Raw genomic sequence first — 22,697 nt, 5'->3', positions numbered from 1 at the left:
CCCCATCGCCCTGTCCTGCCAGCCAGGGACTTCTCCACCCCCCTCCTCTCCGGAAGGCGGCGATCATGACCGACCCCGTAGGAAAGCTTCCGAGCGAGCTCGACCAGCTCCCGGACCGCGACCCCGAGGAGACCGCCGAATGGGCGGCCTCCCTGGACGCCGTCACCCAGGCCGCCGGCCCGCACCGCGCCGCGTACCTGATGCGCCGCTCGCTGCAGCACGCCGAGGGCGCCGGCCTCGCGCTGCCCAAGCTGCTGGAGACCGATTACGTCAACTCCATCCCGACCGCCGCCGAGCCCGCGTTCGACGGCGACCTGGAGATGGAGTCGAAGATCACGGCGTGGAACCGCTGGAACGCGGCCGCGATGGTGACCCGGGGCGCCCGGTACGGGGTCGGCGGCCACATCGCCACCTTCGCCTCGGCGGCCTGGCTCTACGAGACCGGCTTCAACCACTTCTTCCGCGGCAAGGAGGGGGACGGCTCCGGCGACCAGCTGTACATCCAGGGCCACGCCTCCCCCGGCATCTACGCCCGCGCCTTCCTCGACGGCCGGATCAGCGAGCAGCAGCTCGACAACTTCCGCCAGGAGTCCGGTGGCGAGGGCCTGCCCTCCTACCCGCACCCGCGGCGGCTGCCCTGGCTGTGGGAGTTCCCCACCGTGTCGATGGGCCTCGGCCCGCTCTCGGCCATCTACCAGGCGCGCTTCAACCGTTATCTGACCAACCGCTCCATCAAGGACACCTCCAACTCGCACGTCTGGGCCTTCCTGGGCGACGGCGAGATGGACGAGCCCGAGTCGACCGCCGCCCTCGCCCTCGCGGCCCGCGAGCAGCTCGACAACCTGACCTTCGTCATCAACTGCAACCTCCAACGCCTCGACGGCCCGGTCCGCGCCAACTTCCGCGTGGTCCAGGAGCTGGAGGCGCAGTTCCGCGGGGCCGGCTGGAACGTCGTCAAGACGCTCTGGGGCAACGCCTGGGACGAGCTGTTCCAGCTGGACACCACGGGCGCGCTGCTGCGCCGCCTGCGGGAGGTCCCGGACGCGCAGTTCCAGACGTACGCGACGCGCGACGTGGCCTACATCCGCGACCACTTCTTCGGCGCCGAGCCCGCCCTCGCCGAGCTGGCGAAGCTGCTCAGCGACGCGAAGATCGCCGAGTGTTTCTACACCTCGCGCGGCGGCCACGAAGCACGCAAGGTGTACGCGGCGTACAAGGCGGCCGTGGAGCACAAGGGCGCGCCGACCGTGATCCTGGCCCAGACGGTCAAGGGCTACACGCTCGGCAAGGGCTTCGAGTCCAAGAACGCCAACCACCAGATGAAGAAGCTGTCGATCGACGAGTTCAAGGGCATGCGCGAGCTGCTCGGCCTCCCGATCCCCGACAGCGCCTTCGCGGAAGGTCTCGTCCCCTACGGCCACCCGGGCGCCGACTCCCCCGAGGTCCGCTACCTCCAGGAGCGCCGCGCCGCCCTAGGGGGCCCCGCTCCCGCCCGCCGGATGCACGCCTCCGCTCCTCTGCCGCAGCCCGAGGAGCGCGCGTTCAAGGCCCTGTACAAGGGGTCCGGCAAGCAGGAGATGGCCACCACCATGGCGTTCGTCCGCCTGGTGAAGGACCTGATGCGGGACAAGGAGACCGGCAGACGCTGGGTGCCGATCGTCCCGGACGAGGCCCGTACCTTCGGTATGGAGTCCCTGTTCCCGTCCGCCGGCATCTACTCGCCCCTGGGCCAGACGTACGAGCCGGTCGACCGTGACCAGCTGATGTACTACAAGGAGGCCAAGGACGGCCAGATCCTCAACGAGGGGATCACCGAGGCCGGCGCCATGGCCGACTTCATCGCCGCCGCCACGTCGTACGCGACGCACGGCGAGACGATGATCCCGTTCTACATCTTCTACTCGATGTTCGGCTGGCAGCGGACCGGCGACCAGATGTGGCAGCTCGCCGACCAGCTCGGCAAGGGTTTCATCGTCGGCGCCACGGCGGGCCGTACGACCCTGACGGGTGAGGGCCTCCAGCACGCGGACGGCCACTCGCACCTGATCGCGGCCACCAACCCGGCCTCGCTCAACTACGACCCGGCGTTCGCCTACGAGGTCGCGGTGATCGTCAAGGACGGTCTGCGGCGGATGTACGGCCCCGATGCCGAGGACGTCTTCTACTACCTGACGGTCTACAACGAGCCGAAGCCCCAGCCCGCGATGCCCGAGGGCGTCGAGGAGGGCATCGTCAAGGGCCTGTACCGCTTCAAGGAGGGCGCGCCCGCGAAGGCGGACGCCCCGCGGCTTCAGCTGCTGGCCTCCGGTACGGCGATCCACTGGGCCCTGGAGGCCCAGGAGCTGCTGGCCGCCGACTGGGGTGTCACGGCCGACGTCTGGTCCGCCACCTCGTGGGGCGAGCTGCGCCGCGACGCGCTGGAGGCCGACGAGGCGCTGCTCCGCGGTGAGGTGCGGGTCCCGTACGTGACGCAGGCGCTCTCCGGTGCGCCGGGCCCGGTGCTCGCGGTCAGCGACTGGATGCGCCAGGTCCCGGACCAGATCAGCCAGTGGGTGGAGCAGGACTGGTCCTCGCTCGGCACGGACGGCTTCGGTCTCTCCGACACCCGCGCGGCGGCCCGTCGCCACTTCGGCGTCGACGCCCAGTCGATCGTGGTGGCGTCGCTGGCCCAGCTCGTCAAGCGCGACGAGGTCCCGGCCTCGGCGGTCAAGGAGGCCCGGGAGCGGTACGGCCTCTGAGCCGCCGGCCCGGCCTGCCCCCCGGCCACCGGGGCGAGCGCGTCCGACAACGCGTCCGCCCCGGCGGCCGGGGGTTTTCGCTGCCGCCACAATGGGCCCATGCGTGCTGCCCGGCTGATCAAGATGGTGCTGCTCCTGCAGTCCCGCCCCGCCATGACCGCCGCCGAGCTGGCGGCGGAGCTGGAGGTGTCGGAGCGTACGGTCACCCGCGACGCGCAGGCCCTCTCCGAGGCGGGCGTCCCGGTGTACGCGGAGCGCGGCCGGGCGGGCGGCTACCGGCTCATCGGCGGCTACCGCACCCGGCTGACCGGCCTCGCCCGCAACGAGGCGGAGGCGCTCTTCCTCTCCGGCCTGCCCTCCGCGCTGCGCGAGATGGGCCTGGAGGACGCGGCGTCGGCGGCCCGGCTCAAGGTGTCGGCCGCGCTGCTGCCCTCCGTACGCGACGCCTCGGCCTCCGCCGCCCAGCGCTTCCACCTGGACGCCCCGTCCTGGTACCACGAGCCGGAGCCCCCGGAACTGCTGCCGGCCGTCGCCGACGCCGTCTGGGACGACCGCCTGCTGCGCGCCCGCTACCGCAAGGGCGGCGGCCGCGAGAACGGACGCAACGGTACGGAGGTGGCGCGGGAGCTCGCTCCGTACGGCCTCGTCCTCAAGGCCGGGGTCTGGTACCTCTGCGCCAAGGTGGGGGGCGACTTCCGGGTCTACCGGATCGACCGGTTCACCTCGGTGGAGCCAACCGACGAACGCTTCGAGCGGGACGAGGCCTTCGACCTGCCAGCGTTCTGGGACGACCGGGCCGCCGAGTTCGCCCGGTCCCTCCTCCGTACCGAGGTGACCGTACGGGTGTCCGAGAGCGGTGCGCGGCAGCTCGCGTTCACCGGTGACCGGGCGGCCGCCGCCACGGCCCTCTCCGAGGCCCCTCCCGCCGGCCCGGACGGGTGGCGCACGGTCGTCCTGCCCGTGGAGTCACTGGATGTGGCATACAGCCAGCTCCTTTCGCTGGGTCCCGAGTTGGAGGTCGTGGCACCGGAGGATCTGCGGAGCCGGTTCGCCGAGGCGGTCGAACGCCTGAGTGATCTATATCGCTGAAAGGCTTCTTTTCGCCGTCTGGGCGTGCGAGGGGTCCCGGCAGGCTGGATGCTGGACCCGTGATGGACGAGACGGAATTCTGGGAGATCATCGACAGCAGCCGCGAGGCCGCCGAGGGCGACCCCGAGGAGCAGGCCGACCTGCTCGTGGAACGGCTGGTGCAGCTCGACCCCGATTCCGTGCTGGACTTCGCCCGGCACTTCGAGGCCCGCTACAACCGCGCCTACCGCTGGGACCTGTGGGGCGCGGCAGCCGTACTGCTCGGCGGGGCGAGCGACGACGCCTTCGACTACTTCCGGTGCTGGCTGATCGGCCAGGGCCGGGAGGTCTTCGAGGGCGCGCTGCACGACCCGGACGACCTGGCGGAGCTGCTGGAGGAGTTCGACGAGGAGATCGACGGGGACGGCGAGGAGCTGGGCTACGCGGCCGACGAGGCGTACGAGCAGCTCACAGGCGTGGTCGCACCCGATCTGGGCCTGCCGCCCCAGCCCACCGAGCCGCTGGGCTCCCCGGTCGACTTCGAGGACGACGAGGCACTGGGGGCCCGCTACCCGGAGCTCTGGGACCGCTTCGCACCGCGCTGAACCCTCACCGCTCAGGGCGCCAGCGAGCGGCCCATCAGGACGTCGTCGACATAGCGGCCGTGCAGGAAGAACTCCCCGCTCAGCACCCCTTCCACGGCGAAGCCCTCGGAGGCGTAGAGCGCCCGGGCGGGGGTGTTGTGCCCGAGCACCCGCAGCGTGATCCGCTCGGCCCCCTGACGCCGGGCCTCGGCGAACGCGGCGCGCAGCAGGGTCCGCCCGACCCCGGCCCCGCGCGCCCAGGCCGCCACGGCCAGGCCCTGTATCTGCCGCACATGGGCGTTGCAGGCGAGCGGGGTGGACGGGACCAGGCGTATGTACCCGGCGACGCTCGTCCCGCCGGAACCGGCCGAGGACTCGGCCCCGGCCTCCGTCGCGGCCTCGGCCACCAGGAAGTCCTCGGGCCGGTGCCGCTCGTCGAAGAAGGGGTCGTACGGAGGCCGGGGCCGTGGCACGACCGCGTGCAGCGTCGACCAGGTGGACCGGTCGAGCTCACCGAGGGCTTCCTCGTCGGCCGGCAGGGCGGGACGGACGGAGACGGAGCGGGGGGCGGTGGTTGCGGACATGACGTCACTGTCCCATGCCGGGTTCTTCGCCATCCATGGTGTTTTCCCCCGTATCCGCTGCCGTGTTTCCCCCGATCCGTGGGGCAGGATGGCACCATGCCGACCTCCCGTATCGCCGTCACTGGATCGTCCGGACTCATCGGAGCGGCGCTCGTGCGCTCGCTGCGCGCCGACGGGCACGAGGTGGCCCGCCTGGTGCGACGGCCCGCCAGGTCCGGTGACGAGGTGCAGTGGGACCCCCAGCGGGGTTACGTGGACGTGGCCGGGCTGGTGGGCTGCGACGCGGTCGTCCACCTCGCCGGGGCCGGGGTCGGCGACCACCGCTGGACCGACGACTACAAGCGGGAGATCCGCGACAGCCGGGTGCTCGGCACGGCCGCGATCGCCGAGGCCGTCGCCTCGCTCGACCGCCCGCCGCAGGTGCTCCTCTCCAGCTCGGCCATCGGCTACTACGGCGATACGGGAGACCGCGCCGTGGACGAGAGCGCGCCGCCCGGGGAGGGCTTCCTGCCTTCCGTCTGCGAGGAGTGGGAGGCGGCGACGGCCGCTGCCGAGGAACGGGGCATCCGGACGGTGCACGCCCGCACCGGACTGGTGGTGGCCCGCGAGGGCGGGGCATGGGGACGGCTGTTCCCCCTGTTCAAGGCGGGGCTCGGCGGGCGGATGGGCAACGGCCGCCAGTACTGGAGCTTCATCGCGCTGCACGACCATGTCGCCGCCCTGCGCCACATCGTGGACACCGAGTCGCTGTCCGGCCCGGTGAACCTGACCGGGCCCGACCCGGTCACCAACGCCGAGGTGACCGCCGCGATGGGCCGGGTGCTGCGCCGACCGACCCTGTTCACCGCCCCCGCGCCCGCGCTGCGGGTCGCGCTCGGGGAGTTCGCGGGCGATGTGCTGGGCAGCCAGCGGGTGATCCCCGGGCAGCTGCTGGACTCCGGCTTCTCGTTCGCGTTCCCCGGCATCGACGCGGCGATCCGGGCGGCGCTGCGTTGAGCGGCACGCTCACGGGGCGGCCAGGTGTGCGACCCCGTGCCCCGGTGCACCCGGCCACGCGCGTCTGACCCACTATCAGCCATCCTCCTACCCTCGGTGCGAACTCCGGCATTCCGGGGACCTGTTGGGGGCAAGAAGCCCCCACCAGTCGCACCGACTCGGGGAGGGCCTTGTGCGCAGCACGGCACACGACGCGGACGTGATCATCATCGGGGCCGGGATCGCCGGCCTCTCAGCGGCCCATCTGCTGACCGGCGCCGGAGTCGGCGTCAGTGTTCTGGAGGCGGCCTCCACCGTGGGCGGTCGGCTGGCCACCCAGGAGGTGGACGGGTTCCGTCTCGACCAGCTCGGCCCCCTGCTCTGCACCTCCTGGCCGGAGCTGACCGCCACCCCGGGGCTCGGCACCCCGGAGCTGCGGGAGTTCGCGCCCGGGGTGCTGGTGCACAGTGAGGGCCGCCGCCACCGCACCGGTGACATACGGAGCGCGAGGGGCGCACTCAGAGCCGTACGCGCCCGATCGAGCGCCCCCCAGGCATCGCCGGGCGGCTACGGGGGCCACCTGCGGATCGCGTCCCTCAGCGGCCTGGGCGCGAGGAGCTCAGCCCTCCGGAACACCGCAACCATGGCCGAGGCGATCGACCGGGCCCGGCTCGGCGCGGCGCTCTCCCGGCTGGCCGCCACCCCGACGGCCCGGCTCCTGGCCCGCCCCGAACGGACGGCGCTCGCCGCCCTGAGGGCGGGTCAGATGCCGGCCCGTACGGTGGACGGCGTCCTGCGTCCGCTGCTCTCCGCGCTGCTCGGCGATCCCGGCCTCACCACGTCGAGCCGGTACGCGGATCTGGCCCTGCGGGACTACGCGCGGGGCGGGCTCTGCGTCCCGGCGGGCGGTTCGGGGACGCTGCCGGACCTGCTGGCGGCCGCGCTGCCGCCCGGCACGGTACGGACCGGGGTGCATGTCACGGCCGCCGACATCACCACCGTACGCACCAAGGAGCACGGTGAACTGGGTTGCCGTTCCCTCTTGTTGGCCACCGGGGCGGGGGCCGCGGCCGAGCTGCTGCCCGGTCTGCGCGTGCCCGAGTTCCGCCCGGTGACGGTCCTTCACCACACCGCGCCCGCGCCGCCGCCGACCGGCAGGTCGCTGGTGCTGGACGGGGACCGGTCGGGTCCGGTGGCGTACACGGCGGTCATGAGCGAGGTCGACCCCTCACGCGCGCCGGAGGGCCGGGCGCTGGTCACGTCGACGGTGCTCGGAACACCGCCGCCGGACCTGGACCGTTCCGTACGGACGCATCTGGCGGCGCTGTACGGGATGCCGACGGGCGACTGGGAGCTGCTGGCCGCCCACCACGACCCGGAGGCCGTACCCGCGATGGAGGCCCCGCACGACCCGCGCCGGCCGGTGCGGGTCCTGGCGGGGCTGTACGTGTGCGGCGACCACCGGGACACCAGCTCGGTCCAGGGCGCGCTGCACTCGGGGCGCCGGGCGGCGGAGGCGATCCTGACGGACCTGGGAGTGGCTCCGGCGCATCCGGGGGGCGCCCGGCTGCCGGAAGCGGCGTAGCGGCGGGCACTCCCGTTCGAAGGCGCCCGTCCGGGGGTCAGCCCAGCGCCGCCACCCGGTCGCGGTATCCGCGTACGGGGGCGGCGTCCCGGTACGGCTCCAGGCTGCGCTCGAAGGCGCGTACGTACTCGACGGCCCGGACCGAGCGCATCTCGGAGGCCTGCTGGGCGGCCTCGGCGCCCAGCAGGCAGGCCTGTTCCAGCTCGCCGAGGCCCAGCCGGGCGGAGGCGAGGACCACCCGGCAGAACAGCCGGCTGCGGGCGTACGCCGGGGCGCGCAGCTGGAGTGAGCGCTCCGCGTGCTGGGCGGCGGCCCGGTACTGCTGGAGGTCGCGGTGGCAGTGGCCGAGCTCGTGGGCGAGCTGGGCCTCGCCGAAGGGGCGGGCCCACGCCGGCGCCTCGTCCCCCGGGCGCGCGGTCTCCAGGGCGTGCTCGGCCCGGGTCAGCGCGGCGGTGCAGGCCCGCGCCTCGCCGAGGATCCCGTGGCCGCGCGCCTCCACCGAGTGCAGCAGGGCCTGGACGAGGGGCGGGGCGGCGGAGCCGATGCCCTGCTGGGCGACGCGCGCGAGCTGCACGGCCTCCCTGCCGTGGCCGAGGTAGACGGCCTGGCGGCTCATGGTGATCAGGACGTACGCCCCGTAGCCGCGGTCCCCGGCGGCCTGGGCGAGCCGCAGGGCCTGGACGAAGTACCGCTGGGCCAGGCCGTGGGCGGCGATGTCGAAGGAGGTCCAGCCGGCCAGCCGGGTGAGGTCGGCGACCGCGGCGAAGAGGCGGCGCCCGGTGGCTTCGCCGTAACTTCCGCGGAGCATCGGCTCGGCCTCGTGCTCCAGGTACCGCACTAGGGCCTGGCGGGCGTGGCCGCCGCCGTAGGTGTGGTCGAGGGTGCGGAAGAGCTCGCCGACCGAGCGCAGCGCCGCTACGTCGCCGTTGCCGACCCGCAGGCCGGGCCCGCGCTCGGTCTGTCGCTGGCGCGGGACCGCGGGGAGCGCCTCCGTACCGGAAGAGGCTCCGGAGCCGGGCAGTCCGCCGGGCAGGGCCCCCGCCCCCGCTCCTGGCCGGGCCCTCCCGGACGGGTCCGCCTTCGGCTGGCCACCGGCCGGAACGGGGTGGCCGGTGGCGGGCCGGCCCGCCGGGCGTACGGGTCCGCCGGGGCGGGGCACGCCGCGGAGGTCGGTGCGCAGACCGCCGTCCGTACGGCCCGGGGCCGGCGTCTCCGTACGGCCGCCGGGTGTCGGGGACGCGCCGGCGGCCCCGGCACCTGCCCCGCGGTGCGGCGCGGGCGGCTGGGCCGCCCCGCCGTCGCGGGCCACCCAGTCGTCGGCGCGGCCGATCAGCCAGTCGCGGCTGGGGACGACGAGACCGGCCGGGGTGAAGGCGATCTTGCGCAGCTCGGTGTGCGTCCCCGCGTCCTTGCGCCACAGGCCGCTGACGATGTCGACGGCCTCGGCGGGGGTGGCCGCGAACTCCAGCCCCGCGTAGACGGGCGCGCAGGCGTCGAGGCCGAGGTCCTGGGCGGAGAGCCGCCGCCCGAGGCGCCGGGTGAAGACCTCGGCGATCAGGGCGGGGGTCGTGCCGCGCGGCTGCTGTCCCCGCAGCCAGCGGGTGACCGAGGTCTTGTCGTACCGCAGGTCCAGTCCGTGTTCGAGGCCGAGCTGATCTACCCGGCGGGCGAGGCCCGCGTGGGAGAACCCGGCTTCCGCGATGAGAGAGGCGAGGCGGCGGTTGGGCGTGCGCTGCGGGGGTCGTTCCGACATCAGCTGTACGGTCTCCTGCCTTCGGGGGCCGGGCAGCCCCTGGGGAACGGCGCGAATTTAGCGTCCGCCGGGGCGGTCGGAGACACCCTTTGCTCCACGTTCATCCGATCGTGTGAGGATTGTGGACAGAGCTGACAGAAGGGACCGGAGCCCCTTCACGTCGGGAAGCGCCTCCTCCACCTGCCGGTGGGCCGGCCGGGTGACGGTCGTACAGTGGATGCGGGCGCGATCAGTGCAGGGTGCCGTCATCCCGGGGGACACCCCTTCGGGCACACGGCGCCCGACGTAGGGAGGCATCTGTCGTGAGCGAGCTGCGGTTCGTCCGTCTGGGCTTCGGTGACGAGGCCGTCGAGTACACGGAGGCCTGGCAGAAGCAGCGCGAGGTGCACGCGGCCCGGTTCGAGGACCTGGTGCCGGACACCTGTCTGCTCCTGGAACACCCGCCCGTCTACACGGCGGGCCGTCGGACCGCCGACAGCGAGCGCCCGCTGGACGGCACCCCGGTCATCGATGTGGACCGGGGCGGGAAGATCACCTGGCACGGCCCGGGGCAGCTCGTCGGCTACCCGATCCAGAAGCTGCCGCGCCCGGTGGACGTCGTCGCGCACGTCCGCCGCCTGGAGGACGCGCTGATCCGTACGGCCGCCGACTTCGGGGTGGAGACCTCACGGGTCGAGGGCCGCAGCGGTGTCTGGGTGCTCGGCGACCCGGTCGAGGAGCGTCGTACGCTCGGCGGGCTCTCGCTGGACTTCGACCCCAGGCTCCAGGACGAGGAGTTCGACCCACGGCTGAACGGCCCGGAGTACGCCCCGTCCAACGCGGGCCAGCGCCGCGAGGACCGCAAGCTGGCCGCCATCGGGATCCGGGTCGCCAAGGGCGTCACGATGCACGGCTTCGCGCTCAACGTGAACCCGGACAACACCTGGTTCGACCGGATCGTGCCCTGCGGCATCCGCGACGCGGGGGTGACGTCCCTCTCGAACGAGCTGGGCCGGGAGATCACCATCGAGGAGGTGCTGCCGGTCGCCGAGAAGCACCTGCGGGACATCCTGGAGAACGCGGAGCTCGCGCCCCGCGTGATCGACCAGCCGAAGGCCGCGGCCCCGGCATAGCACCGGCGATCACCGGAAGGCAGTACCGGTCAGTAGCCCCGACCGCCGCCACCGGCCGGGGAACAGGCCCCGGCGGCCGCAGGTTGGCCAGGCGTAAGGCCGTTTGATTTACGGGCGTACCCTGGTGTTGGCCGAAGAATCCCATGCGAAAACCACGCAGCAGAAAGCAAAGGGGAGCCGGAGTGTCCGCTGTCGCACCCGACGGGCGCAAGATGCTGCGCCTGGAGGTCCGAAACAGCCAGACCCCCATCGAGCGCAAGCCCGAGTGGATCAAAACGCGGGCGAAGATGGGCCCCGAGTACAAGCAGCTGCAGAATCTCGTGAAGGGCGAGGGGCTGCACACGGTCTGCCAGGAGGCGGGCTGCCCCAACATCTTCGAGTGCTGGGAGGACCGCGAGGCCACCTTCCTCATCGGCGGCGACCAGTGCACGCGGCGCTGCGACTTCTGCCAGATCGACACGGGCAAGCCGCAGGCGCTGGACCGTGACGAGCCCCGCCGGGTCGGCGAGTCCGTCGTCAAGATGGACCTGAACTACGCCACCATCACCGGCGTCGCCCGCGACGACCTGGAGGACGGCGGAGCCTGGCTGTACGCCGAGACCGTCCGCCAGATCCACACGCTCACGGCGGAGCGGGAGGCGGGCGCGACCAAGGTCGAGCTGCTGATCCCCGACTTCAACGCCGAGCCCGAGCAGCTCGCCGAGGTCTTCTCCTCGCGCCCCGAGGTGCTCGCGCACAACGTGGAGACGGTGCCGCGCATCTTCAAGCGCATCCGCCCCGGCTTCCGCTACGAGCGGTCCCTGGAAGTCATCACGCGGGCCCGCGAGGCCGGCCTGGTGACCAAGTCGAACCTGATCCTCGGCATGGGCGAGACCCGCGAGGAAGTCAGCGAGGCGCTCCAGGACCTCTACGACGCGGGTTGCGAGCTCATCACGATTACGCAGTACCTGCGGCCCACCGTGCGCCACCACCCGGTGGAGCGCTGGGTGAAGCCGATGGAGTTCGTGGAGCTGAAGGACGAGGCCGACGCGATCGGCTACTCCGGCGTGATGTCGGGGCCGCTGGTGCGTTCCTCGTACCGCGCGGGCCGTCTCTTCCAGCAGGCGATGGAGGCCCGCGGTGCGGCCACCGGAAGCCTGCCGACCGCCCAGGCCGTGTGAATCCGCTCACCCGAGCTACCGAGCAGTAACCGCACGGCCGAGGGGGCCCGTGCGCTCCCCGCAGGTGAGGGACGCGTACGGGCCGCCTCGGCGTGCGGGGCGCCGGAATGAAGGGTTCATTGGTGTTTGACCCACCGGTCACGCACTGGTAACACCAAGCAGTGACCCTAGGTGCACGTGCAGCGGCAGCTCCCACGGCCGTCGCGTCACCGCTTCCCGTACTCAGTCCGCGCCCGGGTGGCGCATCCACTCCGAGGGGGAACACCATGCAGGCCGCACCGGTCCGCGCCCACGCCCTTCCGTCCGTCACCACCGCCCTGCGCGCCGTCGAGTCGCTGCTGCTGAGCAGCGGCCAGCGCACCGCTCGCCGCAACGCCTGGACGGCCGTCCTGGAGGACCGCCGCCGGGCCAAGGACCGGGTGGAGTCCCCGTACGTACCGGACGCGGTGGCCGACCACCGTTCCTAGGTCGCTTCCACGCCACGTAAACTTCTTTTCATGGCGAGGAAGGCAAAAACTGAAGGCGCGGACAGCGCCGAGAACGCAGGGCGGCTCAAGCAGATCGCCTTGACCTACAAGATGACCAGGCGGTCCGACAGCAAGATCGGGTTCATCGTCGCGGGCGTGGGAATCGCCACGTTCGGTGTCCTCCTCGGCATCGGCTTCGTGATCGGTCACCCGGTCTACCTGGGCATCCTGGGCTTCGTCCTGGCCGTCCTCGCGATGGCGATCATCTTCGGACGACGGGCCGAGCGAGCGGCCTTCGGGCAGATGGAGGGCCAGCCCGGTGCGGCGGCCGCCGTCCTGGACCGGATCGGACGCGGCTGGACCACGACCCCCGCCGTGGCGATGAACCGCAGCCAGGACGTCGTGCACCGCTCCGTCGGCAAGGCCGGCATCGTCCTGGTCGCCGAGGGCAACCCGAACCGGGTGAAGGGCCTCCTGGCGGCCGAGAAGAAGAAGATGGCCCGCATCGTGGTGGACGTCCCGGTCCACGACATCATCGTCGGCAACGGCGAGGGCCAGGTGCCCCTGAAGAAGGTCCGCACGAAGATGCTGAAGCTTCCCCGCGTCCTGACCGGCCCGCAGGTGACCACCACCAACGACCGGCTGCGTGCGATGGGCGACCTGATGAGCAACATGCCGCTGCCGAAGGGCCCGATGCCCAAGGGCATGCGGATGCCGCGCGGCGGAAAGATGCGCTGAGCGCCAGGCGCGACGTACACAGGACGGCCCCGGACCGAGGAATGGTCCGGGGCCGCTGCGTTTCTGCGGGTGTGCAGGGGTGGGGCTGCATCGGGTCTGTCATCGGGTGTGTACGGGTGGGCTACATCCGGACCTGTACGGCGCGGCCGAGGCGGTCGTGGAGGCCGCGCCCGTCGCGGTCCCAGACGAGGGCGGGAATGACGAGCAGAAGCAGGACGGTCCGGACGAGGACGCGACCGAAGCCGAGGCGGCCGCCGTCCTCGGAGACCACGCGCAGCCCCAGAAGGCGCTTGCCGGGGGTGCAGCCGATGGTGCCGACGGTGAGGGCGCTCATGAGGAGGAAGACGCCGAGCGCCCAGTTCCCCGCCGCCTGCTGGTCACCGCGAGCGAGCAGCCCGTATGCGATCACCATGCAGATCGACCAGTCGATGAAGACGGCCCCGAAACGGCGGCCGAGCGGGGCGATGGCCCCCGGCCCCTCCTCGGGCAGCCCGAGCCGCTTGCCGCGGTAGCCGAAGTCGGCACCCATCTCTTCCGCGGCCGCGCGGGGCCCCGAGAGCCACGATCCGATTGCTTGCCTGTTGTCCACCCGCCCACGGTACTGCGCCCAGGTTTGGGCCCGGCCGGGCGGGGCACGGAAAAAGCCGCGCGGAGACAGCCGCTGAGATGCCGCTCACCCTCGCCCCGGTTAACTTGGGCGAAACAAATGGGTCATGCTTGAGAAATCACGCCTGCCTATGGTCGGGTCCAGCGTGTGCCACCGCACTGGCCGCACCACGAGCTACAACCCCGTCCCTCCCGGGTCGGGAGTAGGAGGAGTTGGATGTTCCAGAACGCCGACGAAGTGCAGAAGTACGTGGCGGACAACGACGTCAAGTTCATCGATGTCCGGTTCTGCGACCTGCCCGGGGTGATGCAGCACTTCACGATCCCGGCAGCGACCTTCGACCCGGCCGAGGAACTCGCCTTCGACGGCTCGTCGATCCGCGGTTTCCAGGCGATCCACGAGTCGGACATGGCGCTGCGCGCCGACCTGTCGACGGCTCGGGTGGACCCCTTCCGCCGCGACAAGACCGTCAACATCAACTTCTTCATCCACGACCCGATCACGGGTGAGCAGTACAGCCGCGACCCGCGCAACATCGCCAAGAAGGCCGAGGCGTACCTCGCCTCGACCGGCTTCGCGGACACCGCGTACTTCGGCCCGGAGGCCGAGTTCTACGTCTTCGACAACGTCCGCTTCCAGACGTCGGCGAACGAGAGCTTCTACCACATCGACTCCGAGGCCGGCGCCTGGAACACCGGGTCGGAGGAGAACAACCGCGGCTACAAGGTCCGCTACAAGGGCGGCTACTTCCCGGTCCCGCCGGTGGACCACTTCGCCGACCTGCGTGCCGAGATCTCCCTGGAGCTGGACAAGAACGGCCTCCAGGTCGAGCGCCAGCACCACGAGGTCGGCACCGCCGGCCAGGCCGAGATCAACTACAAGTTCAACACGCTGCTCGCCGCGGCCGACGACCTGATGCTCTTCAAGTACATCGTGAAGAACGTCGCCTGGCGCAACGGCAAGACCGCGACCTTCATGCCGAAGCCGATCTTCGGCGACAACGGTTCGGGCATGCACGTCCACCAGTCGCTGTGGCAGGGCGGTACGCCGCTCTTCTACGACGAGCAGGGTTACGCGGGCCTGTCGGACATGGCGCGCTACTACATCGGCGGCATCCTGAAGCACGCCCCGTCGCTGCTGGCGTTCACCAACCCGACGGTGAACTCGTACCACCGCCTGGTCCCCGGCTTCGAGGCCCCGGTCAACATGGTGTACTCGCAGCGCAACCGCTCCGCCGCGATGCGCATCCCGATCACCGGCTCGAACCCGAAGGCCAAGCGCGTCGAGTTCCGCGCCCCGGACCCGTCCTCCAACCCGTACCTCGCGTTCTCCGCGCTGCTCATGGCGGGCCTGGACGGCGTCAAGAACAAGATCGAGCCGGCCGAGCCGATCGACAAGGACCTCTACGAGCTGGCTCCCGAGGAGCACGCCAACGTCCAGCAGGTCCCGACGTCCCTCCCGGCGGTGCTCGAGGCCCTGGAGGCGGACAACGAGTACCTCCAGGCGGGCGGCGTCTTCACGTCGGACCTGATCGAGACGTGGATCGACTACAAGCGCACGCACGAGATCGCCCCGATCCAGCTGCGCCCGCACCCGCACGAGTTCGAGCTGTACTTCGACATCTGAGCCGCGGGGCGTACCCACCTGCGCCTGATGCCTGAGGCACCGAGGGCCGCCACCTCCTTCCGGGAGTGGCGGCCCTCGCTCGTGCTGTCGGCCGCGCTGGGCCCCGGTCCAGGTGGGACCGGGCCTCCTGATGGACGGGAAGCATGTCCTCGGGTGCCGAGGCGGGGATGATGTCGTGCGGGAGCAGACGGACCGGATCCTCGCGCCATCGACCTGCCCTCACTCAGCCTCGGCCAGCAGATCACTTCGGCTGATTCCAGGCCCCGGGGGATCGGAAGCCGACTCGTCCTCAGCGCCTCAGCGCAGCGAAGGCCGCGCCCGGCCCGCCCAGCACTCGTCCGCCGTGATGCCCAGCAGGACCACGTCCTGGTAGGCGCCCGCGAAGAACTCGTGCTGGCGCAGGCGGCCCTCCTCCACGAAGCCGAGTCTGCGGTAGAGGGCGAGGAAGGCGTCGTTGAAGGCGTAGACCTCCACCTCGCACTTGTGGCTGCGCTGTTCGGCGAACATGTAGGTGAGGACCAGTTCGGTGGCCTCGGCCGCGTATCCCCGGCGGCGGTGTTCGCGGGTGACTTCGATGCCCGTACGGAAGCGGCCGGCCCTGGGGTCCGTCTCGCCCACCGACACCGCGCCGACGAAGGCGTGCTCGAAGCGGGTCTCGATGACCAGGTGGTACGCGGCGGAGCGTGCCGGTGCCCCCGGACCGTTCGGACCAGGGGCACCGATCGTCAGCGGAAGGTGGCGTCAGCGGCCGTAGCGGATCAGGGCGCGGACCATGCGGCACGTGGTGTCGGACGGCGGGTGCATGCCCAGACGCTCGGCGGTGGTCCGTATCTTGTGGTTTCCGGCGCTGGCCGGCTGGTAGACCCCGCTGTCGAGCAGGGCGATCGCCAGGCGCATGGCCTTGAGGCGGCGGTTGTGCGAGACGTACCACTCGCGGGGGCGGCCCGCGGGCAGCCGCTTCTTCGTCGGCGGGGCGGGCAGCGGCGGGTGGAAGGGCATCGGGAGCTGTCGGTCGAGCGGCTCGGTCGTGACTGCGGCAACGGCCATCGGCATCCTCCTGGCAGGGTGGTGGAACCCTCACGAACTCCCTCTATTTTACTGCCCCCCACTGACAATCACCCCTGGCCAGAGGCGTTTTCGGCAGTCCCTCGCGTAACCTTGGCCCCATGGAGATCTGGATCAATCCGGCCTGTTCCAAGTGTCGCGGCGCGCTCACCCTCCTCGACGCGGAGGGGGCCGACTACACCGTCCGGCGCTACCTGGAGGACGTACCCTCACCCGAGGAGATCCGGGCCGTCCTGGACCGGCTGGGCCTTGAGCCGTGGGACATCACGCGGACGCAAGACGCGGCGGCCAAGGAGCTCGGGCTCAAGGAGTGGCCGCGGGACGCCGGTTCGCGGGAGCGGTGGGTCACCGCTCTGTCCGAGCACCCCAAGCTGATCCAGCGGCCGATCATCACGGCCGACGACGGGACCGCCGTGGTGGGCCGGAGTGAGGAAGCCGTGCGGGACGCACTGGGGCGCCGGTAGCCGGCAGGGGGACTCAGCGTTCGTCCGCGCCCGCGCGCTTCGCCGTGGCGAGGGCGATGCGGTTCCAGGTGTTGATCGTGAGGATCAGGGCCAGGAGCTGGGCCAGCTCCTCGTCGTCGAAGTGGGCGGCCGCCTGGCCGTAGACCGTGTCCGGGACCCCGGCGTCCGCGAGCCGGGTGACCGCGTCGGTCAGGGCCAGGGCGGCCTGCTCCCGCTCCGTGAAGAAGTGGGGCGCCTCCTGCCAGACCGCCACCATGTGCAGCCGCTCCTCGCTCTCCCCCCGCCTTCCGCGCGTCCGTGGTGTGCATGTGGAGGCAGTACGCACAGCGGTTCAGGTGCGAGGAGCGGATCTGGACCAGTTCGACCAGCGTCGGGTCCAGGCCCTCGCGGGCCGCCGCGTCCAAGCCGATCACGGCGCGGAACACCTTCGGGGCGGCCTTCGCGAAATTGAGCCGAGCGGTGGGGGCGGGGGTGGCGGTGCGGTCGTTCGGCTTGATCTCCGTCGTCGTCATGGGTACGAATCTAGGGGCACAGGCGACCGGTTGCGGGGTTCATTCTGATGGCTGGATCATGGGTCAATTCCGCGGAGATCCTGGGCAGTGATCTGCCGCTGGAGCTCTCCGGTACGGGGAACCGCCGGGCCGTCCTGATGAGCGCCCTCCGCGAGGCCGTCCGCAGCGGTCGGCTCATCCCCGGCACCCGGCTGCCGCCCTACCGTTCCCTCGCCGCCGACCTCGGCATCGCCCGTAACACCGTCGCCGACGCCTACGCGGAGCTCGTCGCGGAGGGCTGGCTCGCCGCCCGCCAGGGCTCGGGCACCCGGGTCGCCGAGCGGGCCGCGCCCGTCACGCCGGCCCACCGCCCCCGCACCCCGGAGCGCCCCTCCCGCCCCGTCCACGACCTGGTCCAGGGGCAGCCGGACCCCGCCGCCTTCCCGCGCACCGCCTGGCTGGCCTCCGCGCGGCGGGCGCTCTCCACGGCCCCCAACGACGCGTTCGGGCCCGGTGATCCGCACGGGCGGCCCGAGCTGCGGCGGGCGCTGGCCGGCTATCTGGCCCGGGTACGCGGGGTGCGGACCTCGCCGGAGCGCATCGTCCTCTGTTCGGGCGCCGCGCACGGGCTGCGGCTGCTGGCGGAGGTGGTGGGCGGCCCGTGGGCGGCGGAGGCGTACGGGCTGCCGTTCCACCGCGGGCTGCTCGCCTCGCACGGCGTCGGCACCCGGCCGGTGGGCGTCGACCGGGACGGGGCCCGGGTCGGTGAACTGACCCGCCGCGACCGGGCCGTCCTCCTCACGCCCGCCCATCAGTTCCCCACCGGCGGGCCGCTGCGTCCCGCGCGGCGGGCGGCGGTCGTCGACTGGGCACGGTCCACGGGCGGGCTCGTCGTGGAGGACGACTACGACGGGGAGTTCCGCTACGACCGGCAGCCCGTGGGAGCCGTCCAAGGGCTCGACCCCGAGCATGTGGTGCTGCTGGGGTCGGTGAGCAAGAGCCTCTCCCCCGCCCTGCGGATCGGCTGGATGGTGCTGCCGGAGCGGCTGGTGGCGCCCGTCGTCGCGGTGAAGGGCGAGCGCGAGCAGTTCTCCAGCGCGACCGAGCAGCTGACGCTCGCGGACTTCGTCGACTCGGGCGCGTACGACCGTCATGTACGCCGGATGCGGCAGCGCCACCGGCGGCGCCGGGACCAGTTGGTGGCGGCCTTGGAGCAGCGGGCGCCGCACGTCCGGGTCACCGGGATCGCGGCGGGGCTGCACGCGGTGGTGGAGCTGCCGCCCGGCACCGAGCGGTCGGTGGTGCGGGCGGCGGCCTGGCAGGGGCTCGCGGTGGAGGGGCTCGACGACTACCGGCACCCGGGGGCGGAACAGGCGGACGGTGAGCGGGACGGGCTCGTCGTGGGCTACGCCACGCCTGCCGAACACGCCTACCCGGAGGCGCTGGAGGCCCTGTGCCGGGCCCTCCCGCCGCCGGGGTGAGCCGACCTGTTACCGGCCCGCCCGGCTCTCCGCCTGTGCCAGCAACTCCGTGAGACGGAGGCCGAAGCGGGCGTCGCAGGCGTGCGGCACCCCCGTACGTACCGCCTCGGCCAGCGCGTCCACCGCTCCTCGGAACGCCGCCTCCGCGCCGTCCCAGCCCGGGATCGAGACCGTGCCGTGCTCGCCCCGCAGCTCGATGTCCATGCCCGCCGCGGCCGGCGGGGCGCTCAGGCCGAGGGTCACCGTGCTGGAGGCTCCGGAGGTGTGGCGCAGGATCAGGTGGGTGGTGTCGGCGGGGCCGCGGGCGGCGGTCAGGTGCTCGACGTCCCCCAGCACCGGGATCAGCACCGAGAGCGCGTGCGGGCCGACGTCCCACAGGCCGCCCTTCTCGCGTCGCCAGGGCGAGTCGGCGTACTCGCTGGCCGAACCCTCGGCGTAGAGCGAGCCGAGCCACTGGGCGCGGGCGGTGAACCAGCCGTCCAGCGCCGCCTGTTCGGCGATCCACGCGGCGGTCTCGGGCGCGAAGCGGAGCGTGCAGAAGACCACCGAGGCCACCTCCGCCTTCGCCGCCGCCTCCGCGACCGTGCGGGCCCCCTCGACCGTCGTGGCGACCGGCTTGTCCATCAGGAGGTGGCAGCCCGCCTCCGCCGCCCGGACCGCGAGCGGCGCCTGGATGTCCGGCGGCAGCGCGAAGGCCACCGCGTCGCTCGCCTCCAGCAGCGCGTCGATCCCCGCCTCACCGGTGTACGCCCTGGCCCCGTGGGCAGTCGCGAGGGCCTCCGCCGCCTCGGCCCGGCGGCCCCACACCCCGCTCAGCTCGACGCCGGGGTGGGCGGCGAGCGCGGGGGCCTGGGTGTTGCGCGCCCAGGGGCCCGTGCCGAGGAGGCCGATGCGCAGGGGTGCGGTGGGGGTGGTGGTGCTGGTGGTGCTGGTGGTCTCGGCGGGTGTCTTCATGGGAGTCAGTGTGCCCGGTGTGCCGCAACGGTGAGGTGCCACCCGAATGCGGTGGCGAAGAACAGGCGGGCAGGGATACGTTTCCCGGGCCGGCCGCGGGACTTCGGCTGCGACTGCCGGGCCGTGCCTGTGAAGCGATGATTTCGTTGTTCGCGCCTCCATTCCCCGGCCGGCATCCGCAGTCCTCACCGGGGGAAGTCCATGAACACGCCGCCCGAGACCCTTGCCGATCTCGTCGCCGCCTAAGACGTCCTGCTCTTCGCGAATGCGGCGATCACCGCGACCGGACAGCGCGAGTTCCGTTCGGGCGCCGTCGACCAGCAACTGTCACTGGACTTCCTGCACACCTACGTCCGGGTCAATTACCGCCGTGTGTACGCCGCTTCTCTCGCCCTCGACATCAACGACCACAATGCCGCCCGCATCGTGCTCGGCCTCCTGGAGACCGCGGGTGAGGTGGGCGCCCAGGAGCGGCGCACCGAGGGCCGGCTGATCGCCGCGCGGCTGGCGCTGCTGGCTCCGCAGCGGGTCTACCGCCTCTTCGGCGAGGTGCGCCGGGCCGGGATCAACAACCGGCGTACCCGGGCGATCATGCGCGACTGGCTGGCGGCCCGGCCGGATCCGGGGCACACGCGGTGAAGTACCGGAGCGGGGTGAAGACCGCTGCCCGCCACATCCATCTGCGCCGCGCCGAGGGGGCCGGGGCGGCGGAGGTCGGGGCGTTCCTGTTCCGGCCGGGGAAGCTGCCGCGTTACGAGTACCCCCTGCTGGACGCATGGCGGCGCGCGCACTACGAGCAGGGGGCCGTGGCCGAGCTGCCGTTCACCGTCGTGGAGGGGTTCGCGGCCCGGCACGGGATGAAGCGGGAGGCGTCCCTGAAGCGGGCCGCGCCCCGGATGACCCGGCTGGAGCGGCTGCGCACCCTGGAGCAGCGGGTGGTCTCCGACGCGCTCGCCGCCGCGTTCGTGGTGCCGCACCCGGAGGACTACCGGCTGCTGCACGCCTCGCTGGTGGAGGACCTGTACGGGGAGGGGTGCGGCGGATCCGTGCCGCCGGGTTCTCGGAACTCCTCAAGGGCAACGTATGACGAGTCCCTGCGAGGCGCCCCTCTATCGCAGGAAACCTCGGTAACACGGGGTTCACACTCGGGCAACGGACGGGAAACCGCACCTTGTCAAGCTGCGCGGCATAGACCGCTGCACCCGCAAAGGATGGCGTCCGTGACGTTCAAGGCTGAGTACATCTGGATAGACGGCACCGAGCCGACCGCCAAGCTTCGCTCCAAGACGAAGATCATGGACGGCACGCCGTCGGGCGAGGTGGCGGATCTTCCGATCTGGGGGTTCGACGGTTCCAGCACCAACCAGGCCGAGGGCCACGCCTCCGACCGGGTGCTGAAGCCCGTCTTCACCTGTCCGGACCCGATCCGCGGCGGCGACGACCTCCTCGTGCTGTGCGAGGTCTTCAACATCGACATGACGCCGCACGAGTCCAACACCCGGGCCGCGCTCCGTCCGGTCGCCGAGCAGTTCGCGGGCCAGGCCCCGATCTTCGGCATCGAGCAGGAGTACACCTTCTTCGACGGCCACCGGCCGCTCGGCTTCCCCGAGGGCGGCTTCCCGGCCGCGCAGGGCGGCTACTACTGCGGGGTCGGCGCGGACGAGATCTTCGGCCGCGAGATCGTGGAGAAGCACCTCGACAACTGCCTGGCCGCCGGGCTCGGGATCTCCGGCATCAACGCCGAGGTCATGCCGGGTCAGTGGGAGTTCCAGGTGGGCCCGCTCTCCCCGCTGGAGGTCTCCGACCAGCTGTGGGTGGCCCGTTGGCTGCTCTACCGCACCGCCGAGGACTTCAACGTCTCCGCTACGCTGGACCCGAAGCCGGTCAAGGGCGACTGGAACGGCGCGGGCGCGCACACCAACTTCTCCACCAAGGCCATGCGCGAGGGCTACGAGGCGATCATCACCGCGTGCGAGTCGCTGGGTGAGGGCTCCAAGCCGCTGGACCACGTGAAGAACTACGGCGCGGGCATCGACGACCGGCTCACCGGTCTGCACGAGACCGCCCCGTGGAACGAGTACAGCTACGGCGTCTCCAACCGCGGCGCCTCGGTCCGTATCCCCTGGCAGGTCGAGCAGGACCAGAAGGGGTACATCGAGGACCGCCGTCCCAACGCCAACGTCGACCCGTACGTCGTCACGCGGCTCATCGTCGACACCTGCTGCACCGCGCTGGAGAAGGCCGACCAGGCCTGATCCCGACGCCACGGATATCCCAGGGGCCCGCCGGTTCACCGGCGGGCCCCTTCCCCGTGCGTTCCCCACTCGTTCGACACGTGCGGAAGGAAATGTGAGCGCGATGGAGCGCAGGTGAGGAAGGTAACGCCGAGAGGCCGTATCGACGGGTGAGAGGATTCTGACGCATTGCCGCAGTGTCTGCTTCAATGGAGCCATGGTCGGCTTCCAGTACATCGCGTCGGGTCGCGGCGACCTTGAGCCGTTCTGGCCTTCCCGTCAGCACCATGATTTCGACCGGGTGTGTTGCCGCGCGTGGAACGCGCAGGCCCTCTGAAGCCGCTCACCCCGGCCTTCGGTCCGCGCGCACGACCAAGTCCGTCCTCGACGACTCCTCGCGCGAAAGAGCTGACCCTCCATGGCGAACACCCGTACTCTCTCCGCCGCTTCCGCTGTCGCCGCGGCATCGCCGGCGCCCGCTGCGGCCGACCCCACCGCCCGCTCCCTCTCGCCCGACGGGCACCGTCTGCGCGCCGTCGACCGTGACGAGGTCGCCCGGCTCTCCGATGTGGCCCACTTCCTGCCGCCGGGCGCGACCTGGCTGCCCGCCCCCCAGCACGCGCTTCCCGCCCTGCCGGGCCGGCCGCCGATGATCGGTTACCTGGTGCTCGTGCCGGCCGACCAGCAGCCGGCGCCGGAGCCGGCCGAGGAGGCGGCGTCGCCGGGGCCGGTCCGGATCGACTCGACGCGGCGTACGGCCTCCGTCGACGGGGTCACCCTCGACCTCACGTACCTGGAGTTCGAGCTGCTGGCCCACCTGGTGGCGCACCCGCACCGGGTGCACACCCGCGACCAGCTGGTGACGACGGTGTGGGGGTACGGGCACGTGGGCGACGGGCGCACCGTCGACGTCCATGTCGCCCGGCTGCGCCGCAAGCTCGGTGCGGAGCACCGGCGTTCGATCCAGACGGTCCGCCGGGTGGGGTACAAGTACACGCCCTGATCGGTCCG

The 22,697-nt window shown here is 72.0% G+C and carries 19 protein-coding genes and 4 pseudogenes; 16 read left to right on the top strand and 7 right to left on the bottom strand.

The window, feature by feature from the left end; all coding sequences use genetic code 11:
* Positions 1–65: 65 nt before the first annotated feature.
* From aceE to AMK21_RS03990, 3 genes are all read left to right on the top strand, one after another.
* Positions 66–2,738, top strand: coding sequence for a pyruvate dehydrogenase (acetyl-transferring), homodimeric type (gene aceE / locus AMK21_RS04000; RefSeq protein ID WP_073874135.1), 2,673 nt, complete (start codon positions 66–68; stop codon positions 2,736–2,738).
* A 99-nt stretch (positions 2,739–2,837) separates the two neighbouring features.
* Positions 2,838–3,827: a helix-turn-helix transcriptional regulator gene (locus AMK21_RS03995; protein ID WP_073874133.1), complete on the top strand. Its 990-nt coding sequence runs from the start codon at positions 2,838–2,840 to the stop codon at positions 3,825–3,827.
* A 62-nt stretch (positions 3,828–3,889) separates the two neighbouring features.
* The gene (locus tag AMK21_RS03990) at positions 3,890–4,411 is read left to right on the top strand and encodes a DUF4240 domain-containing protein (protein ID WP_073874131.1); all 522 of its coding nucleotides are present in this window, start codon (positions 3,890–3,892) and stop codon (positions 4,409–4,411) included.
* Positions 4,412–4,422: 11 nt separating this feature from the next.
* Here the strand turns inward: AMK21_RS03990 and AMK21_RS03985 are convergent, their stop codons facing one another.
* Positions 4,423–4,974 (bottom strand): GNAT family N-acetyltransferase, encoded by a 552-nt coding sequence (locus AMK21_RS03985; RefSeq protein WP_073874294.1) that lies wholly within the window; start codon positions 4,972–4,974, stop codon positions 4,423–4,425.
* A 96-nt stretch (positions 4,975–5,070) separates the two neighbouring features.
* Here AMK21_RS03985 and AMK21_RS03980 point away from each other — a divergent pair, with 96 nt between their 5' ends.
* Positions 5,071–5,970, top strand: a complete 900-nt coding sequence (locus AMK21_RS03980) for a TIGR01777 family oxidoreductase (protein ID WP_073874129.1) — start codon at positions 5,071–5,073, stop codon at positions 5,968–5,970.
* Between the two features lie 172 nt (positions 5,971–6,142).
* Positions 6,143–7,534: an FAD-dependent oxidoreductase gene (locus tag AMK21_RS03975; RefSeq protein WP_073874127.1), complete on the top strand. Its 1,392-nt coding sequence runs from the start codon at positions 6,143–6,145 to the stop codon at positions 7,532–7,534.
* A gap of 37 nt (positions 7,535–7,571) precedes the next feature.
* Here the strand turns inward: AMK21_RS03975 and AMK21_RS03970 are convergent, their stop codons facing one another.
* Positions 7,572–9,287, bottom strand: a complete 1,716-nt coding sequence (locus AMK21_RS03970) for a regulator (protein ID WP_073874125.1) — start codon at positions 9,285–9,287, stop codon at positions 7,572–7,574.
* A gap of 302 nt (positions 9,288–9,589) precedes the next feature.
* Between AMK21_RS03970 and lipB the strand changes: the two genes are divergently transcribed.
* The 4 genes from lipB (at position 9,590) to AMK21_RS03950 (ending at position 12,764) form a co-directional block, all read left to right on the top strand.
* Complete coding sequence (lipB, locus tag AMK21_RS03965; RefSeq protein WP_073874123.1) at positions 9,590–10,399, top strand: lipoyl(octanoyl) transferase LipB; 810 nt, start codon at positions 9,590–9,592, stop codon at positions 10,397–10,399.
* Between the two features lie 182 nt (positions 10,400–10,581).
* Entirely contained in the window at positions 10,582–11,559 is a 978-nt protein-coding gene (lipA, locus tag AMK21_RS03960; RefSeq protein ID WP_073874121.1) for a lipoyl synthase, read from the top strand.
* Positions 11,560–11,825: 266 nt separating this feature from the next.
* On the top strand, positions 11,826–12,026 hold the full coding sequence (locus AMK21_RS03955) for a hypothetical protein (RefSeq protein ID WP_030564323.1): 201 nt from the start codon (positions 11,826–11,828) through the stop codon (positions 12,024–12,026).
* 30 nt (positions 12,027–12,056) lie between these two features.
* Positions 12,057–12,764: a DUF4191 domain-containing protein gene (locus tag AMK21_RS03950; RefSeq protein WP_030564325.1), complete on the top strand. Its 708-nt coding sequence runs from the start codon at positions 12,057–12,059 to the stop codon at positions 12,762–12,764.
* A gap of 121 nt (positions 12,765–12,885) precedes the next feature.
* Here AMK21_RS03950 and AMK21_RS03945 read toward each other — a convergent pair whose 3' ends face one another.
* Positions 12,886–13,293: an RDD family protein gene (locus AMK21_RS03945; protein ID WP_030564327.1), complete on the bottom strand. Its 408-nt coding sequence runs from the start codon at positions 13,291–13,293 to the stop codon at positions 12,886–12,888.
* A 294-nt stretch (positions 13,294–13,587) separates the two neighbouring features.
* Between AMK21_RS03945 and glnA the strand changes: the two genes are divergently transcribed.
* On the top strand, positions 13,588–14,997 hold the full coding sequence (glnA, locus tag AMK21_RS03940; protein ID WP_015608102.1) for a type I glutamate--ammonia ligase: 1,410 nt from the start codon (positions 13,588–13,590) through the stop codon (positions 14,995–14,997).
* Positions 14,998–15,294: 297 nt separating this feature from the next.
* Here the strand turns inward: glnA and AMK21_RS03935 are convergent.
* Positions 15,295–15,684, bottom strand: a pseudogene (locus AMK21_RS03935) (GNAT family N-acetyltransferase); the annotation flags it as partial.
* Positions 15,685–15,738: 54 nt separating this feature from the next.
* Positions 15,739–16,044: a hypothetical protein gene (locus tag AMK21_RS03930; protein ID WP_073874292.1), complete on the bottom strand. Its 306-nt coding sequence runs from the start codon at positions 16,042–16,044 to the stop codon at positions 15,739–15,741.
* 119 nt (positions 16,045–16,163) lie between these two features.
* Between AMK21_RS03930 and AMK21_RS03925 the strand changes: the two genes are divergently transcribed.
* Positions 16,164–16,526, top strand: a complete 363-nt coding sequence (locus AMK21_RS03925; RefSeq protein ID WP_073874117.1) for an arsenate reductase family protein — start codon at positions 16,164–16,166, stop codon at positions 16,524–16,526.
* Positions 16,527–16,539: 13 nt separating this feature from the next.
* On the opposite strand, the pseudogene AMK21_RS03920 reads toward AMK21_RS03925, so the two are convergent.
* Positions 16,540–17,038, bottom strand: a pseudogene (locus AMK21_RS03920) (carboxymuconolactone decarboxylase family protein).
* Positions 17,039–17,085: 47 nt separating this feature from the next.
* Between AMK21_RS03920 and AMK21_RS03915 the strand changes: the two are divergent.
* Positions 17,086–18,498 (top strand): PLP-dependent aminotransferase family protein, encoded by a 1,413-nt coding sequence (locus AMK21_RS03915; RefSeq protein WP_073874115.1) that lies wholly within the window; start codon positions 17,086–17,088, stop codon positions 18,496–18,498.
* A 9-nt stretch (positions 18,499–18,507) separates the two neighbouring features.
* Here the strand turns inward: AMK21_RS03915 and AMK21_RS03910 are convergent, their stop codons facing one another.
* Positions 18,508–19,452 (bottom strand): Gfo/Idh/MocA family protein, encoded by a 945-nt coding sequence (locus tag AMK21_RS03910; protein WP_073874114.1) that lies wholly within the window; start codon positions 19,450–19,452, stop codon positions 18,508–18,510.
* 252 nt (positions 19,453–19,704) lie between these two features.
* On the opposite strand from AMK21_RS03910, the pseudogene AMK21_RS03905 reads away from it, so the two are divergent.
* The 4 genes and pseudogenes from AMK21_RS03905 to AMK21_RS03895 form a co-directional block, all read left to right on the top strand.
* A pseudogene (locus tag AMK21_RS03905) lies at positions 19,705–20,396 on the top strand (hypothetical protein); the annotation flags it as partial.
* Positions 20,388–20,441, top strand: a pseudogene (locus tag AMK21_RS37025) (hypothetical protein); the annotation flags it as partial. The pseudogenes AMK21_RS03905 and AMK21_RS37025, both read left to right, overlap by 9 nt.
* A 231-nt stretch (positions 20,442–20,672) precedes the next feature.
* Complete coding sequence (gene glnII, locus AMK21_RS03900; protein WP_073874286.1) at positions 20,673–21,707, top strand: glutamine synthetase; 1,035 nt, start codon at positions 20,673–20,675, stop codon at positions 21,705–21,707.
* A 397-nt stretch (positions 21,708–22,104) separates the two neighbouring features.
* A complete protein-coding gene (locus AMK21_RS03895; RefSeq protein WP_073874112.1) occupies positions 22,105–22,689 on the top strand; it encodes a winged helix-turn-helix domain-containing protein in 585 nt (194 codons plus the stop codon).
* The last annotated feature ends 8 nt before the right edge of the window (positions 22,690–22,697 follow it).

The organism is Streptomyces sp. CB00316, from assembly GCF_001905595.1.
Taxonomy (GTDB): domain Bacteria; phylum Actinomycetota; class Actinomycetes; order Streptomycetales; family Streptomycetaceae; genus Streptomyces.
Note: the sequence above shows the minus strand (reverse complement) of the source record. Positions and strands in the feature narration are given on the sequence as shown.